We start from the raw sequence: 16,909 nt of genomic DNA on the forward strand, positions 1-16,909 counted from the left end.
AACCTGGGAGAGGAGCGTCGAGGTGAGCGAGCTAGAGCAGCGGATCAAAGGCCTGTCGTCCCAGGAGCTCAAGGCACTCGTCGCGAAGCTGAAGGGACAACGCCCGTCCGGAGGCGGCGCGGCGGCGGGGCCGCAGCGGACCGGGACGCGGTCGAGGTTCCCCCTGTCGTTCGCGCAGCAGCGGCTCTGGTTCCTGTACCGGTACGCGCCGGACAGCCCTGCCTACAACCTCCACGGGGCCGCGCGGCTCCGGGGCGCGCTCGACGCGGCCGCGCTCGAGCGGGCGATCTCGCTGCTCGTGGAGCGGCACGAGATCTTGCGGACGCGCTTCGGCGAGGACGCCGAGGAGGCCTACCAGGAGGTGCTACCGCCGTCCGGCGTCGCCGTGGCGGTCACGGATCTCTCCACGATGGATCCGGCGGCCCGCGAGCGCGAGCTCGCCCTCCGGTGCGCAGAGATCGCCCATGCGCCCTTCGTCCTGGAGCGAGGCGACCTCCTCCGGACAGCCCTCTTTCGCCTGGCCGCAGAGGAGCACGTCCTGCTCATGGCGACTCACCATATCGCCAGCGACCACTGGAGCTGGGGCGTGCTGCTCCGGGACCTCGGCGCGCTCTACAATGAGCTGGTGGCGGGCCGCGCCCCGCGGCTGACCGAGCTGCCCGTCCGGTATGGCGATCACGCCGTCTGGCAGCGGAGCCAGTGGAGCCAGGAGCGCCTTCAACGAGCGCTCGCGTACTGGAAGGAGCGGCTGCGCGGCGCGCCGGCGCTCCTCGAGCTTCCGCTGGACCGGCCGCGCCCGGCCTCGCAGGCGCACCGGGGGGCGAAGGCGTCGCTCACGCTGTCACCGCGGCTCAGCGCGGCGGTGAAGGCGCTGTGCCAGCGGGAGGGCGTCACCCTCTTCATGGCGCTCCTCGCCGCGTACCAGATCCTCCTCTGTCGCGTCACGCAGAAGCTCGACGTCGTCGTCGGGTCGCCCGTCGCCGGGCGGACGCGGCGGGAGATCGAGCCGCTCGCCGGGATGTTCGTCAACAACCTCGCGCTCCGCGCCGACCTCTCGGACAACCCCAGCTTCGTCGAGCTGCTCCGCCGCACGAAGCGCGGCGCGCTCGACGCCTTCGCGCACGACGATCTGCCGTTCGAGCTGCTCGTGGAGGCGCTGCAGCCCGAGCGGAGCACGTCCCACGCGGCGCTGTTCCAGACCCTGTTCATCCTGCAGACCGCGGCGGCCGATCTGCCGGCCTTCACGGGGCTCACGCTCGAGCCGATCGAGGTGCCGGTGACGACGTCGAAGTTCGACTGGACCGTCGAGGCCTGGGACCGCCCGCAGGGCCTCCGGCTCGATCTGGAGTACGACACCGACCTGTTCCGCAGCGACACGGCGGAGCGGATGCTCAGGAGCTATGAAGCGCTCCTGCGCGCGGCGGCCGCGCGCCCCGACACGCGCGTGCTCCACCTGCCGGTCGTGCACGAGGACGACGCGCTGCGCCTCGAGCAATGGAACCGGACAGAGCGACCGTTTCCCGAGGAGCTCTGCGTCCACGAGCTCTTCGAGCGGCAGGTGCGGCGCCATCCCGAGCGCGTCGCGCTCTCGTTCGGTGAGGGCGAGATCACGTACGGAGAGCTCGACCGCGCCTCGGCCCGCCTCGCGCGCCGGCTGCGCGCGATGGGCGTCGGCCCGGACGTCCCGGTGGCGATCTGCATGGATCGCTCGATCGATCTCGTCATCGGGCTGCTCGCGATCCTGAGATCGGGCGGCGCCTACGTGCCCCTGGATCCCGCGCTGCCGGGCGAGCGCATCGCCTATATCCTGCGCGACGTCGGGGCCGCCGTCCTGCTCACGCAGCGCGCGCTGCAGCTCCCGCTCGCCGGCGAGCCGCAACGGACGGCGTTCTTCGAGGATCTCTCGGCAGATTCCGGCCTGGCCGAGGAGCCACTCGCGGCGCCGCCCTGCAGCCGGAACCTCGCCTACATCATTTATACGTCGGGCTCGACCGGGCACCCCAAAGGCGTGCAGGTCGAGCACCGCAGCGTCGTGAATTTCCTTGAGGCGATGCGGGAAAGCCCCGGCCTCGACGCCGGCGACGTGCTGCTGTCGGTGACCACGGCGTCCTTCGATATCTCCGTCCTGGAGCTGTTTTTGCCGCTGAGCGTCGGCGGAAAGACGGTCCTCGTGTCCGCCGCCGAAGCGCGGGACGGCGCCGCTCTCCTGCGCGCGCTGGAGAGCTCGGGGGCGACGGTGATGCAGGCGACGCCGAGCACGTGGCGCCTCCTGCTCGCGGCGGGGTGGACGGGCAGCCCGCAGCTCCGCGCGCTGGCAGGCGGGGAGGCGCTGCCGCCGGACCTCGCCCGGGAGATCGGCGCGCGCGCCGGCTGCCTCTGGAACCTGTACGGCCCGACGGAGACGACCGTGTGGTCCGCCGCGGCGCGCGTCGACGATCCGGACAGGATCACCCTGGGATCCCCGATCGCCAACACGCGCATCTACCTCCTGGACGAGCGGCGCGAGCGGCTCCCGATCGGCGTGGCCGGGGAGCTGTACATCGGCGGAGCGGGCCTGGCCCGCGGGTATCACGGCCGGCCTGACCTGACCCGGGAGCGGTTCGTGGAAGACCCGTTCTCGCCGGCGCCGGGCGCGCGGATGTACCGCACCGGCGACCTGGCGCGGATCACGCACGACGGGCGGATCGAGTTCCTCGGCCGGATCGATCATCAGGTGAAGATCCGCGGCTTCCGCGTCGAGCTCGGCGAGATCGAGGCGACCGTGGCGCGCCACCCCGGCGTCAGGGAATGCGTCTGCGCGGCGCACCGGGACGCGGTGGGCGAGGCGGTGCTCGTGGCCTATTACGTGCCCGCGGCCGGGCCGGTGAGCCCCGAGGCGCTCCGGACGCACGCGCGCGCGTTCTTGCCCGAAGCCATGCTCCCGGCGCGCTTCGTCGAGCTGCCCCGGCTGCCGCAGACGCCGAACGGCAAGATCGACCGTAATGCGCTCCCGGGCCTTGACGCGCTGGAGCGCGGGCCGGCGCGCGATCGGCAGGAGCCGGCGACCGAGATGGAGAGGCTCGTGGCCGCTGTCTGGGAAGAGCTCCTCGGGCGCGCGCCGGGCAGGACCGACCATTTCTTCGAGCTCGGGGGCCATTCGCTGCTCGCGATGCGCGCCGTCTCCCGCATCCGCGAGCGCGCCGGCGCCGAGGTGCCGCTCCGGTGGCTGTTCGACACGCCGGCGCTCGCCGATCTGGCGCAGCGGATCGAGCAGCTCGCGCGCCCGTCGGAGCGTCCGGCGCTGCGCCGGCGCGACCCGGGCGGGGTGATCCCGCTGTCGTACGCGCAGAGGCGGCTCTGGTTCCTGGACCGGCTGGCGCCCGGGACAGGGGCCTACAACGTCGGAGGTGCGGCCGAGATCGCGGGGCCCTTGTGCGTGCGCTCCCTGGAGCGCGCGATCCACGCCGTCATCGAGCGGCACGAGGCTCTCCGCACCGTGTTCCGCGTCGTGGACGGGGCTCCCGTCCAGATCGTCCAGCCGTCAGCGCAGCTCGACTTCGAGGAGATCGATCACCGGGCGCTCGCTCGGGACGCGCGCGAGGCGACGGCGCTCGCGCGGCTGCGGCGGATGGCCGGACGCCCGTTCGACCTGGCCAGAGGCCCCCTGGTCCGGGCCGAGCTCGCGCAGATCGACGACGAGCGATACCTGTTCGCGTTCGCGATGCACCACATCGTGACGGACGGCTGGTCGCACGAGATCTTCGTGCGCGAGCTCGCCGCCGCCTATGGAGCGATCTCGGCGGGCGAGCGCCCGCGCTGGGAGCCGCTCCCCGTCCAGCACGGCGACCACGCGGTCCACGAGCGGCAGCGCTGGGACGAGGCGGCGCGGGGCGAGGAGATCGCCTTCTGGAAGGCCGAGCTCGCGGGGGCCAGTCAAACGCTCGATCTCCCGACGGATCACCCTCGCCCTGCGGAGAAGCGGTATCAGGGGGCGCGGCACCACTTCCGCTTCTCGCGAGCGCTGACCGAGGCCGTCGAGGAGCTCGGCCGCGCGCGCGGCGCGACGCCGTTCATGGTCCTGATGGCCGGGTTCCTCGGGCTGCTCCACCGGCTCAGCGGGCAGGCGGACCTCCTCGTCGGGACGCCGATCGCGGGGCGTGATCACCGCGAGCTCGAGGACGTCATCGGGTGCTTCGTGAACACCCTTGTCTTCCGCGGCGACCTCGGGGACGACCCGCCCTTCAGCGCGCTCCTCGCGCGAGTGCGCGGCACGGCGGTGCGCGTGTTCGCGCACGCCGACATCCCCTTCGAGCGGCTCGTCAACGCCGTTCGACCGGAGCGAGACCTCGGCCGGACTCCGCTGTTCCAGGTGATGTTCGCCTTCCAGCCCAAGGTGCCCGCGCCGGTCGCGCTGGGGCGGGCGCGGGTGACGCCGATCGAGCTCGATCCGGGGACGTCGCAGTACGACATCACCCTGTCGATGCAGCACGACGGAGCGACCCTGAGCGGCCATATCGAGTACGACACGGCGCTGTTCGGCGAGGCGACGATCGCGCGCCACGCCGAGCTCCTCCAGCGCCTCCTCGCCGAGGCGGCGCGTGAGCCCGACAAGAGGGTCTCGGCGCTCCTCCGCGGCGAGGCGCTCGGACCCGCGACAGCGGCGGCCGCGCGCCGGGCGCTCTCGGCGCCCGCTCTCCCGTTCGTGCGGAGCGACCTCGCGGGGCAGCCTCCTCGGCTCGTCCGCCACGCCCGGCGCGTCGACGCCGGGCTCGTCCGCGGGCTCGAGGCGCGCGCTGCGCTCCTCGGCGCGGCCCCGGGCGCGGCCGTCGCCGCCGCCTTCGCGCAGGCGGTCGCCGCGTGGAGCACGTCGCCGCTGGCCGTCGTGGTCGGCGCGCCGGGCGAGCCGGCGAACGGAATGCTGTCCGTCTCCATCGGCGCCGGGAGCGGGCAGATCGAGGTGAGCCGCGGCGGCGAGGCGCCATTCGTCGACCTCGTCCGGGCCTTCGACGAGGCCATCGCGCTCGCCGCGCCCGGAACACGAGCGCCGGACGAAGCCGTGCGTCACCCCGGCGCGACGGCCGTCAGGCTGCACGTCGCTGGGCCCTTCCGACCCGAGGGAGGAGGACCAGGCGCGCAGGCTCCCTGCATCGAGCACGAGATCCAGCAGGACCAGGGTGGCTTCATGCTGAGCTTCGGCGCCGCCGACGATCTGCTCCCTGAAGGCCTCGCGGCGGATCTCCTGGAGGCGTACGAGGCGCTCCTGAGGCGCCTCTCCCGGGACGGCGCGCCCTGGACCAGCGCGGCGGCCATCGAGCTCCCGGAGCGGCAGCGCGCTGTCCGCGCCGGCGTCAACAGCACCACCCGTGAGGTCTCGAGCGATCTCCTGCACAGCGGGTTCATGCGGCAAGCGGCGCTGCAGCCCGCTGCGCCGGCGGTCATCAGCCCCGAGAGGACGCTCACCTACGGAGAGCTCGATCGGAGGAGCAGCGCGCTCGCCCGGCGCCTTCGCGCGCTCGGAGCCCGGCCGAACGCGCTCGTCGCGGTGGCCGCGACGAAGGGGTGGGCGCAGATCGTCGCGATTTTGGCGGCCCTCAAATCGGGGGCGGCGTACCTGCCCGTCGATCCGGAGTGGCCCATCGAGCGCATCCGCTCGGTCCTGGATCAGGGACAGGTGGAGATCGTCCTCACGCAGGAGCGCCTGGCCTCCTCGCTGGCCTGGCCCGAGGCCCTGCGCCTGATCGCGGTCGACGGCGACGGCGCGTCCGCGCCGGAGGACGACAGCCCGGTCACGGCGGTCCAGGGGCCGGACGATCTCGCCTATGTGCTGTTCACGTCGGGCTCGACGGGGAAGCCCAAGGGCGTGGCGCTCGATCACCGCGGCCCGCTGAACACGATCCTCGAGATCAACGAGCGCTTCCAGGTCTCTCCCTCCGATCGCGCCCTCGCGCTCTCCGCCGCTCACTTCGATCTCTCGGTGTACGACGTGTTCGGTCTGCTCGGCGCGGGAGGCGCCCTGGTCCTCCCCTCGCCCGAGGCGGCGCGGGATCCGGCGCACTGGCGGCAGCTCATCGAGACCCACCGGGTCACCGTCTGGAACTCGGTGCCTGCGCTGATGCAGATGTTCGTCGAGCACCTCGGCGGCGGTCCTCTGGCGTGCCCCTCGCTGCGCTGGGTCATCCTGAGCGGCGACTGGATCCCCGTGCCCCTGCCCGATCGGATCCGCCGCGCTTGCCCGGGGGCGCGGGTCATCGGAGCGGGGGGGCCGACGGAGACGTCGATCTGGTCGATCTTCTATCCCGTCGGAGAGGTGGATTCGACCTGGAGGAGCATCCCTTACGGCAAGCCCCTCCCAAACCAGCGTGTCCACGTGCTCGACGAGCGCATGCGGCCGTGTCCCGACTGGGTCGTCGGCCGCATGTACGTCGGTGGGATCTGCCTCGCCCGCGGCTACTACCGGGATCCTGCGCAGACCGCGGAGCGCTTCCTCGAGCACCCGGAGACGGGCGAGCGGCTCTACTGGACAGGCGATCTAGGGCGATTCCTTCCGGACGGGAACATCGAGTGCATCGGACGGGAAGACTTCCAGGTGAAGATCCAGGGAAACCGGATCGAGCTCGGGGAGATCGAGGCCGCGCTGGCGCAGCATCCCGAGATCAAGCAAGCGGTGGTGTGCGTGGAGTCGACCCCGAGCGGGGCCAGGCGCCTCGTCGCCTGCTACGTGGCGGAGCGGGGCGCCGCGCTCGAGCCTCGCGTCCTGGAGGAGGCCGTCGCCGCGAGGCTGCCGCAGTACATGGTGCCCGGCGCGTGGATCGCGCTGGAGCGCCTGCCGCTGACGGCCAACGGCAAGGTCGATCGGAGGGCGCTCCTCGAGCTCGCCGCGCAGCGCCACGAGGGGGCCATCGCGGCTTACCGGGCGCCGTCGTCGGAGGCAGAGCGCCGGATGGCCGCGCTCTGGGCCGGCGTCCTCAAGCTGGATCGGGTGGGCGTGGACGACAATTTCTTCGCGCTCGGAGGGGATTCGCTCCTTGGCATTGCGCTGGTCGAGCGGGCGCGGGAGGCAGGGCTCAATGTCACGCCGAGGCAGCTCTTCCAGCACCAGACGATCGCGCGCCTTTCGGCCGCTTGCGCCTCCCCGGACCGCCCGGCGGTGGACGTGGAACCAGAGAATGGGGAGCGGCCGCTCACCGTCCTCCAGCGCTGGTATCTGGAGGAGGCCCGCGAGCGCACCCGCCCGGCGCGCTGGAACGTGAACCTGCTGCTGGAGGCCGCGGCGCCGCTCGATCTCGACAGGCTCGCGCGCGCTTCGCTGATCCTCGCAAACCGCCATGAGGCGCTCCGCGCGCGCTTCGAGCGCGCCCCGAGCGGCGTTCGCCAGGTGATCGACGTGCCGTGGACCGAGGCGCCGTTCGCCTGCGTGGATCTGTCCAGGGTCCCGGAGGATCGGCGCCGGGCCGAGCTCGAGCGGCATTGCGATCGCATGCAGGACGACTACGAGCTCGAGCGCGGGCGGCTGTTCCGGATCGTGTTTTTCCGGTGGGACGAGGAGGGGCGAGGCCGGTTGTGGCTCAACGCGCACCACCTCGTCGTCGACTGGATGTCGATGATGATCGCCGCGCTCGATCTGCAATCCATCTACGATCAGCTCGCGACGACGGCCACGCCCCGCCTGCCGCCCACGGGCGTTTCGTCCGGCCGCTGGACGCGCGCGCTGGAGCGGTGGGTGAGCGATGAGATCCTGCCGAACGAACGCGCCTACTGGCTCTCGCTGCCCTGGGACGAGATCGATCTCCTCCCGGCGGACCATCCGGCGACGCGTCATCTCTATACCGTGGAGTCGGTCCGCGATCACTGGGCGTCGCTGCCAGAGCAGGAGTCCCAGGTCATCTTGCGGGACCTGCCGGCGCGCTTCGGGGTGAGCACGGAGCACGCGCTCATCGCCGCGGTCCTCCGCGGCGTGACCGCCTGGACGGGCCGCGATTGGCAGGACATCATGGTCCTCAACTCGGGGCGTGATCTGATGCCCCATCACCCGGAGCTCGACGCGTCGCGCACGGTGGGCTGGCTGAGCGCCGAGCGGGTGCTCGTGCTCCGGCGCTCGAGCCAGCAAGAGCCCCTCGCGGCGCTGCTCGAGACGAGCCGGCAGATCGATCACATACCGAGCGGGGGCCATGGCTATAACCTCCTCAAGTACCTGGGAGGCGACGCCCGGCTCAGCGCGGAGCTCGGACGGCTCCGGAAGCGACCGGGGATCCTGTTCAATTACCAGGGGCGCATCGAGCCGCCTGCGCCGGGCTCGATCCTCCGCGTGGCGAGTGAGTCCACAGGCTACGACGAGGCGGCGACGAACCTGCGGTTCAACCTGTTCGAGTGCCACGTCCTCGTCCGCGGAGGGGCCCTGACGTTCCGGTGGCGCTACAGCGCGAACGTGCACGCGCCAGCGACCGCGCAGCGGGTCGCCGGCGCCGTCATCGACGATCTGCGGGCGATCGCGCGCGCGTGCGGGTGAGCGGCCTCCGCGCGCGTGCGCGCGGAGGCGCGAGGGACGGACACACCACGTTTGGATGAGCCATCATGAAGACATTCGCAATCCAGTTGCCGGATCAGAGGGTCGTTCACGATCGCGTCCCCGACATGGCGAGGACCCTGCATCTCCAGGTGCAGGGCTACTTCAGGCCTCGCGTGCAGAGCCTCCTGGCCAGCGGAGAGGTGACCGTGATCGACGTCGGCGCGAACATCGGCCTCTTCGCGCTCGAGGTGCTGAAGCGCACCGGCGGACGGGCGCGGATCCACTGCTTCGAGCCGATCCCCGAGACCTTCGAGCTCCTCCGGATGAACCTGAGATCGTCCGGATCGGAGCGCGTGCGCCTGCACCGCGCGGGCCTGGGTCGGACAGCGGGCACAGCGACGTTCCACTACGCTCCACGCCAGGGCGCCATCTCGAGCATGTACGACATGATGGCGAGCGACGACAAAGAAGCCACGCTCGCAGCCATCTACGACGAACGGATCCGGGAGAAGCACCACGCGGATCTGCCGGCCTACATGAAGCACCTCCCGCGCGCGGTGAACTCGCTGCTCATTGACTGTCACGGCTGGTGGATGAGGCGCGGCATGAGGCGCGTGGAATGCGAGCTCGCGACGCTGTCCGAGCTCATCGAACGGGAGCAGATCGGGCAGATCGACCTGCTCAAGATCGACGTCGAGAAGGCCGAGATCGACGTGCTGGAAGGCATTCGCCCCGGCGACTGGGGGAGGATCCGGGCGGTCGTCCTCGAGCTGCACGACTTCGGCGGGAGAGGCGAGCGCGTCCGGCGGATGCTGCGCGATCACGGGTTCGAGGTGGAGACCGACCAGATCTGCCCCGAGGACGTGATCATCACCATGGCGGGATACCGGTAGAATGCGGGGGAGCGCCGGCCGCGGGGCGCTCGGCGGCTCCCCCCCTCCTCCGCCGTCAATGGCCGGTGGCAGGCAGCAGTCGCACCACGCGCTGCGACCAGAGCTCGATCAGCTCGGCGATCACCGCCTCCCGATCCTCCACGCCGTCGAGCAGCTCCCGAAGCCGCTTCCGTCCGTCGGCCCGCCACAGGACCTCGAACGTCTCGGCGGAGACCGGGGTCCGGGCATCATTGTAGGTCGTGACCATCGCGCGCTCGACCTCGTAGCCGCCCGGCGTGGGCCCTCGCAGCGAGAGCAGCTTCACGAAGGTCGGAAACGAGGGGACGAGCTCCGCATAAGCCGACAGCGGCGCGGGCTCCTTGTGGACGAGGTGGTCGCCGACAACGAGCTTGTCGAGCCGCGTCGTCAGAAAACAGGTCACGCAATCGTCGACCGAATCGACGATCGGCTCGGCGTTGTTGTTGAACGAGGTGTTGAGCACCACCGGCACGCCGGTGAGGTCGCCGAAGGCCCGGATGAGCTGCCAGAAGCGCGGGTTCGTGCGCCTGGAGACCGTCTGGACCCGCGCGGTCCCGTCCACGTGCGTGACGGCGCCGAGCTGCTGTCGCTTCTGTTCGTGGACGGGCACGGTGAAGATCATGAAGGGCATGGCCTCCGCGCCGCCGAGATCGAAATAGTCGCGCGCGTCCTCCTCCGTCACCGCGGGCGCGAAGGGCCGGAACTCCTCGCGCTTCTTCACCATGGCGTTGATGAGGTCCTTGTTCGCCGCCGGCCTGGGATCCGCCAGGATGCTGCGGTTGCCGAGCGCGCGGGGGCCGAACTCGGACCGCCCCTGGGCCCACCCGATCACGCTGCCCGCCGCGAGCAGCTCGGCGGCGGCCTTCGGCGCATCGGCGAGCTCCTCGACACGGATGAAATCGCGCCACGCGTCGAGCGCTCTCCGCACCTCCCCCCGCTCGCCGATGTGCCTTCCCCAGTACAGATGGCTTATCGCGGGCGGCCGCCGCGCCGGGGCCTTTCGCGAGTGCACGGCCATGGCGGCGCCGAGCGCGCAGCCGGCGTCGTGCGCGGCCGGCTGGACGAACACCCGCTCGAACAGCCCGGAGCGGAGGATCTTCCCGTTCAAGGTGCAGTTGTGCGCGACGCCGCCCGCGAAGCAGAGGCTCACCTGCCGGGTCTCGCGCTGGAAGTACCGCAGGCAATGGAAGACGATGGTCTCGAGCGCCTCCTGGAGCGAGGCGGCGATGTCCTTGTGGTCCTGCGTGATCGGCTCCCGCGGCGCGCGCGGCCGGATCGCGCCGTGGAGTTCGACGATCTTGTCGAAGTCGATGGCCCATGCGCCCTCCGGGAGCAGCGTGAACATCGCCTGGAACAGCGCCCGGTACCTGCGCGGATCGCCGTACGGGGCGAGCCCCATCACCTTGTACTCGTCGAACAGCGAGAACCCGAGGAACCGTATCACCTGGACGTAGAAATTGCCCAGCGAGTCCCGCTCCGGGATGTCTCTCAGCGAGTGAAGCGCTCCGCCGGAGCCGACGGAGACGGAGCCCGACTCGCCGTCGCCACAGCCGTCGAGCGTCAGGACGAGGCTGCTCTCGTACCCCGAGCCGATCAGGGCGCTCATCGCGTGGGCCGTGTGATGCTTGACGAACTGGATGCGCTCGGGCCTCACGTCGACGCCGAACTCGGCGAGCACGAGGCGCCTCATGACGTCGTTCGCCGTACGCAGCTCGGGGTCTGCGGAGAAGAGCCCGCGCTTCACCTGGGCGTTGCACCAGCCTTCGCTGATGTAAAAGCAGAGGTAGTCGACCTCGTCGACGCGGAGCCCCCGGCCCTCCAGGCAGAAGCGGGCCGCCTGGAAGGGGGCCTTGTTCGAGTGCTTGAGGCGGTTCAGCCGCTCCTGCTCGATCGCCGCGACGACCTCTCCGTCCTCGAGGAGGACGGCGGCGCCGTCATGCGACGTCGCCGCATTGAATGCTGGTCTCGGATAACCGATATGGTCCGGCTCGTGGCCTCCGCTGATTCCAAGGATTCGCATGAATGGAGGGTAGCTTTCGAATGCGATAAGTAAAGCTCGCTCACCGGCAAATCGACGCGCCAATACGGCGATCAATGCGAGATTCGAGCGGCACGATCGACGCGCCGAACGGGGCTGCTTTCATTTTGTAGGAAGCAATCTGTATGACGAGGTCGCAGGCTGGCGTCGACGTCGCCGAACCACGATTGTTCGACGTTCGGTCGCTTCGATTCGGCTATCTTCGGGCTGCTCGCCGCGGGTCAGGGGCGACGAGAAGGGAGCCGAGTTCGATGATCATCCGAAACACGTGGAGCGCGCTTTTCGCCGTGTCGCTCGCCGCCGCGAGCGCCGTGGGCTGTGAGGGGCACGGTCTCGGGCGGCACGCCGGGCACGCCGCGCGACTGCGTCGGGCGGGTGGCGCGCATCTTCATCCACGACGCGGACGACGAGGACAACCCGATCGACCGCAATCACGCCGAGCGCGATCGCCTGCTCGAGCTGAACCATTGCGACGCCGGGGCCGCGCCGGAGCCGGAGGACCCGGCGCCTTGCGCTCGTTATCAGGGCTGCGACGCGGGCTATCCGGTGATCTGGTGCGAGACGAGCGGCAAGGGCCACGACCGGCAAGACGCGCTCGCGCCCGGCGCCTTCTGGGGCCTGTTCTCGGAGCTCTGACGGGCGCGCCCGGCGCCCGGAGGCGAGCTCAGGATCATGCTTTGACCGGCGCCTCGGGATCCGCTCAAGCGCCGGGCACCGCCGCGGCCTCGAGCGGGGCCAGCTCCAGCACCCCCGCTCGGTGGCCCAGGCCTCTCGCCCCGGAGGGCTCGTGCGCCCGCCAGAGATCCATCATCCGGCGATACGCCCCGCCGCGGCGGAGGAGCGCCGCGGGCGGGCCCTGCTCGACGACACGCCCGCCCTCGATGACGACGACGCGGTCGGCGCGCAGGGTGGTGGAGAGCCGGTGCGCGATGAGCAGCGTGGTGCGGCCCCGCGAGAGCCCCTCGATGGCCCGCTGCACCGCGGTCTCGCTCTCGATATCGAGGCTGCTCGTGGGCTCGTCGAGGATCACGACCGACGGGTCCTTGAGCAGCGTGCGCGCGATCGCGAGGCGCTGCCGCTCCCCGCCGGAGAGCGCCACGCCGCCGCGGCCGACGAGGGTCTGATACCCAAGGGGGAGCCGCTCGATGAACTCCTCGGCGCAGGCGGCGCTCACCGCGGCGCGGAGCGCCTCGTTCGTCGCGTCGGGCGAGCCATACCGGAGGTTCGCCTCGATGGTGTCCTCGAAGAGGAACGGCTCCTGCGTGACGATGCCGAGCTTCCGCCGGAGCGCGCGCTGCGACAGCGCCCGGAGGTCGAGCCCGTCGATGCGGATCGCCCCGGAGGTCGGATCGTGCAGCCGCAGGAGCAGATCGGCGAGCGTGCTCTTCCCGGCGCCGCTCGGGCCCACGACCGCCACGAACTCACCGGCGCGGATCGAGAGCGAGACCCCGTCGATGACCGCCCGCCCGGCGGCGTGCTGGTAGCGGAAGCTCACCTGGTCGAGCTCGAGGTCGCCGCGGATGTGCTCCGGGCTCACGGCGCGCTCCGGATCGGCGACCGCGACCTCGGCGTCGAGCACGCCGAAGATCGCCGCCAGGCCGACCTCGGCGCGGCGCGCCGTCTCGTAGACGCCGAGGAGCGTCTGCGCGGGGCCATAGAGGCCGCCGACATAGCCGAGGAACGCGACAAGCGTTCCCACGCCGAGCTCCCCGCGGAGGACAAGGAGGCCCCCCACGCCGAGCAGCGCCACACGGCCGATGTTGACGCAGACGCTCCGGCCCGCGGAGAGCCGCGTCTGGAGACGGATGCTCTGGAGCACCTCGCCCTGCGCCTCCTCGACGGAACGGATGAACCGGGCGTGCTCGTCCGCCTCGCGCGCGAACGCCTTGACCGTCTTGATGCCCGAGAGCACCTGCTGAAAGCGGTTGTAGATCCCGCACCAGCGGTCGAGCACCTCGCGCTCGCGCTCCACGAGGCGCGCGGTCGTCGCCCTGCCGAAGAGGAGCGGAGGCACGATGAACCCGACCGCGACCAGCGCGAGCAGCGGGCTCAGCCGGAGCATGATCCCGAGCGAGACCACGAGGTAGACGAGCGCCGGGAAGAGCTGGAACGCGACCGAAGCAAGGCAGTCCATGAGCGACGTGATGCCGCGATCGACCCGCGTCATCGTCTCTCCGACGCCCCTCTCCTGATGGTACGAGAGGGGCAGCGCGTGCAGCCGCGCGGTGGTCTCGTCGAGCAGGTCGCGGTTGATGCGGAGCCGCACCCGCCACACGGCGAGCGCCCCCAGGCCCTCCGCGATCTGCCGGAGGACGACGAGCGCGCACAGGGCGAGCGTCAGGCAGGCGAGGGCCCGGGCGCTCTGCTCCCCGGGCGCGGCCGGCCCGCTCCCGGGGCCAAAGACACCAGCGCTCGCCGAGATCTGGTCGAAGATCGCGCGGTGCGCGAGCGGCTCGAGCGCGGGCAGGCCGCCCGAGACGAGCGTGAGCGCGAGGCACACGGAAAGTCTCGCGCGATGGGGAGATAAGTAATTCAGACTCCGGCGCAGGTCACGAATCAGGGATCGCTTCACGGCCAATGCTCATTCGCGCCTCATCGCAGCGCAGGAGAAGGCGCCAGGCGCGGCCGGATACGAGCAGGGGATAGCCCTAGGCGCAACGGTCTTCTCTGCGCGATCGAGTGGAATCATCGGTGTCCCAGGAACCTGCGGAGCCGAGGGATCCTGGGAGTCTGGGTCACGCGCCGGCGCGGGCGGCGGCCGCGATGACCCGCGCGCTCGCGCCGGCGGCGCCCGGCGACATGGCGCCGCCGGGGGGCCCGCCGCGCGATCGCGCGGGGTCAGCGCGCCGGCGAGATGTCCACCACGCTCGCCGGATCGGTCACCGCGCCCGGCCCGAAATGGAACTCGAGCGGCTCGTTGTCGAGCCATTGCGGAAGGAGGTTGTTGTAGAACGCGCTGTCGCGGTGGAGGTCCGACCCGCCGGGGAGCCCGAAGCGCATCTTCGGGCCCGCTGGATCCGCGTCGATGACCAGGCGGATCGACGGCCCGTTGGCGAAGGCGAAGCTGGGCTTTCCGCCGTCCGGCGGGAGCGCGCGCGATCTCGGGTTGGCGACGTTGACGGTGAAGAGCCCGCCCGGCGCGGCGTAAGGCCCGTCGTTGTACACGGCGAGGTTGAAGTTATCGAAGATGCTGCGGAGCGTGAGCGTGTGGACGCGGCCCCAGCGCCAGTCGTCCGCCGGGCCGATGACCGCGAGCGAGGCGGCCGCCTTCGCGAGCGCCCGGAGCACGATGTCGTCCTGCGTCTCCGCCACGTCGTCGGTGGTCACGTCGTCCCAGAGCAGAGGGCCCGAGCTCAGGCGCGCCGGATCGCGCAGCGCGCGCGCCACGACGGTCAGCCCGAACCCGGGCTCATCGAGGCCCGCCGCCGCCGCCTCGTCGCCCAGCGCCTCGCTCACGATCGCATAGAACGTCGCGTGGAACGCCGTGCAGCCGATCGACTCGGCGGCGAGCGTCGCGTCGTCCACCTTGCCCGCGTCCACCGGATCGTGCCCGTCGAGCCCTGTCGGACACGTGTGGTCCCAGGCGGCGAGCGCGTCGACGACGGCCTGCTCCTCGTCCGTCAACGTCGCCAGCTCCGCCGCCGAGAGCACGGCAGGCACGACGAAGCTGCCATAGAGCGAGTACGTGTCGCCTTGCATCGCCGTCATGGTGTCGGGCGAATGCGCGTCGCCGCCTGCGTCGAGCAGATCGAGGATCCGCTGCTCGCGCGTCCCGTCGGCCTTGCCCCACGCCTGGAGCGCGCCTTGCCCGTCGTTCGTGGGATCGCCGTCGGCGGTCGCGCCCGTCATGTCGCCGTTCGCCGTCGCGATCGCGGCCGCAGGCGGGTTGAGGAGCTGCGGCAGCTCGGCGAACGGGATCGGGTCGCCCCACTCGGCGCTTCCGTCACCCGGGAGCGGCAGCCACGCGGGCACCTCGGGCGACGCCCAGGGCCGCGCCGGCACCTTGCTGTACGGGAACCAGCCGATATTCCCCTCGGTGTCGACGACGACGAAATTCTGGCTGACGAAGCTGGCCGCCTCGAGCCCTCTCCTCGCTTCGGCGACGCTTCCAGCGCGCCCGAGGGCGAAGAGCGCGTCGAGGTCCGTCCCGCCGTCGTGCCCGCGCCACCGGATGGTCACGGCGGTGCCGGCGTCCGCGTCCTCGCTCACGATGGGCCCGTGGTGCGGGACCCAGCGGAAGGTCTTCTCGATCGTCTCGCCGGAAGCCGCGTCCTTGAACGAGAACTTCTTCTCGACGATCGCCACGTCTTCCCCCTTGAAATCGACCGACGCGCCGTCCCCGGTGAGCGTCTCCAGGTAGACGTCGGCCAGGTCGTAGTACGCGGTGGTCACGCCCCAGCCGATGGACTCGTTCTGTCCGATGATCACGCTCGGCATGCCCGGAATCGTGGCGCCGGCGACGTGGTATTCGCCGTCGCCCCTGCTCCTGGCGTCGAGCTCGACAGGGAACCAGGTGCTGGGATTGCCGAGCAACAGATGCGGATCGTTCGCCAGGATGGCGTGGCCGCTCTCGGTGCGGCCCGGGCCGACAGCCCAGTTGTTCGACCCGGCGTCGCCCGCCATCTTGCGCCGGCCGTCGCCGACCTTCGCCGCGCGCTCCGCCGCGCCCGTGAGGAGCGCCCGGTGCGGCGAGAGCCACGACACGGCCACCGGCGCGAAGGGCCGCACGAGGTCCGCCGTCTGCGCGGCGGGCACGGTGGACGCGTCGAACACCGGCGCGGGCGAGAACAGATCGGCGGCGAGCGCCGCGTCGAACAGCGGTATCTGCGCCGCGAGCTCGAGCTCTTCCCCGCTGTTGTTCGAGAGGTCGTTGAGCACGTAGAGGCCGACGGCGGTGCTGTCTTCCGGCGTCCAGTCGCGGATCGCGTCCTTCACCATGAGCGCGAGGTTGTACTCGACGGTCAGCGTCGCGCCGTTCCTCTTGTTCCGCATGTCGGCGAGCCAGGCGTTCACGCCGCGCGCATACGCGTCCAGATGCCCTTTCACCTTCGGGCTCGCCTGCTCGTAGAGCGCCCTCTCGAGCGGCTCGCCGCCGCGCGTCGTGAAGAAATGGCGGTTCCGATAGTCCTGCTCGAGCACCTGCGCGCCCGCCTTCACCAGCCCGCCGAGCGACCCCTCGACGAGGTTGCGGATGAAATCCATGAAGAAGAATCGATTCTGAGCGTGGAAGTAACCGAGCGCGGCGAAGCAGTCGTCGTCGGACGCGCACTCGAGGTGAAGGACCCCGAGCTCGTCGGTCACCGCCCGGACATCCCCGTCGAGATCGGGAATCGCCACGCCGCCGGCGTCCGATCCCCCTGCGCCGCCGCCCGCTGCTCCCCCGCCCCCCGCTGCTCCCCCGCCGCCTTCACCGCCATTGCCACTTGCCGCGCTGGACGGGGCTTCGCCGTCGTCGCCGCACGAAACGGCGGCCGC

General features: G+C 71.2%; 6 protein-coding genes. 3 read left to right on the forward strand and 3 right to left on the reverse strand.

What is annotated here, in order from left to right; translation table 11 throughout:
- Window positions 1-22: 22 nt before the first annotated feature.
- Together WMF12_RS36380 and WMF12_RS36385 are read left to right on the forward strand one after the other, a co-directional pair.
- Window positions 23-8,485, forward strand: coding sequence for an amino acid adenylation domain-containing protein (locus tag WMF12_RS36380; protein WP_437852606.1), 8,463 nt, complete (start codon window positions 23-25; stop codon window positions 8,483-8,485).
- Between the two features lie 65 nt (window positions 8,486-8,550).
- Window positions 8,551-9,378, forward strand: a complete 828-nt coding sequence (locus tag WMF12_RS36385; RefSeq protein WP_437852608.1) for an FkbM family methyltransferase — start codon at window positions 8,551-8,553, stop codon at window positions 9,376-9,378.
- A 55-nt stretch (window positions 9,379-9,433) separates the two neighbouring features.
- Here the strand turns inward: WMF12_RS36385 and WMF12_RS36390 are convergent, their stop codons facing one another.
- Window positions 9,434-11,416: a carbamoyltransferase family protein gene (locus WMF12_RS36390; RefSeq protein WP_437852610.1), complete on the reverse strand. Its 1,983-nt coding sequence runs from the start codon at window positions 11,414-11,416 to the stop codon at window positions 9,434-9,436.
- Between the two features lie 336 nt (window positions 11,417-11,752).
- Between WMF12_RS36390 and WMF12_RS36395 the strand changes: the two genes are divergently transcribed.
- The gene (locus tag WMF12_RS36395) at window positions 11,753-12,070 is read left to right on the forward strand and encodes a hypothetical protein (RefSeq protein WP_437852611.1); all 318 of its coding nucleotides are present in this window, start codon (window positions 11,753-11,755) and stop codon (window positions 12,068-12,070) included.
- A gap of 64 nt (window positions 12,071-12,134) precedes the next feature.
- Here WMF12_RS36395 and WMF12_RS36400 read toward each other — a convergent pair whose 3' ends face one another.
- Together WMF12_RS36400 and WMF12_RS36405 are read right to left on the reverse strand one after the other, a co-directional pair.
- A complete protein-coding gene (locus tag WMF12_RS36400) occupies window positions 12,135-13,934 on the reverse strand; it encodes an ABC transporter ATP-binding protein (protein ID WP_437852613.1) in 1,800 nt (599 codons plus the stop codon).
- A 338-nt stretch (window positions 13,935-14,272) separates the two neighbouring features.
- Window positions 14,273-16,771: a penicillin acylase family protein gene (locus WMF12_RS36405; protein ID WP_437852615.1), complete on the reverse strand. Its 2,499-nt coding sequence runs from the start codon at window positions 16,769-16,771 to the stop codon at window positions 14,273-14,275.
- Window positions 16,772-16,909: the final 138 nt, after the last annotated feature.

Origin of the sequence: Sorangium sp. So ce363 (genome assembly GCF_051520435.1) — a bacterium.
Lineage (GTDB): Bacteria > Myxococcota_A > Polyangia > Polyangiales > Polyangiaceae > Sorangium > Sorangium cellulosum_B.

Bases quoted from the DNA above. Each gene is read 5' to 3' on its own strand.
- WMF12_RS36385 (WP_437852608.1), top strand. From the start codon at position 8,551: ATGAAGACATTCGCAATCCAGTTGCCGGATCAGAGGGTCGTTCACGAT.
- WMF12_RS36390 (WP_437852610.1), bottom strand. From the start codon at position 11,416: ATGCGAATCCTTGGAATCAGCGGAGGCCACGAGCCGGACCATATCGGT.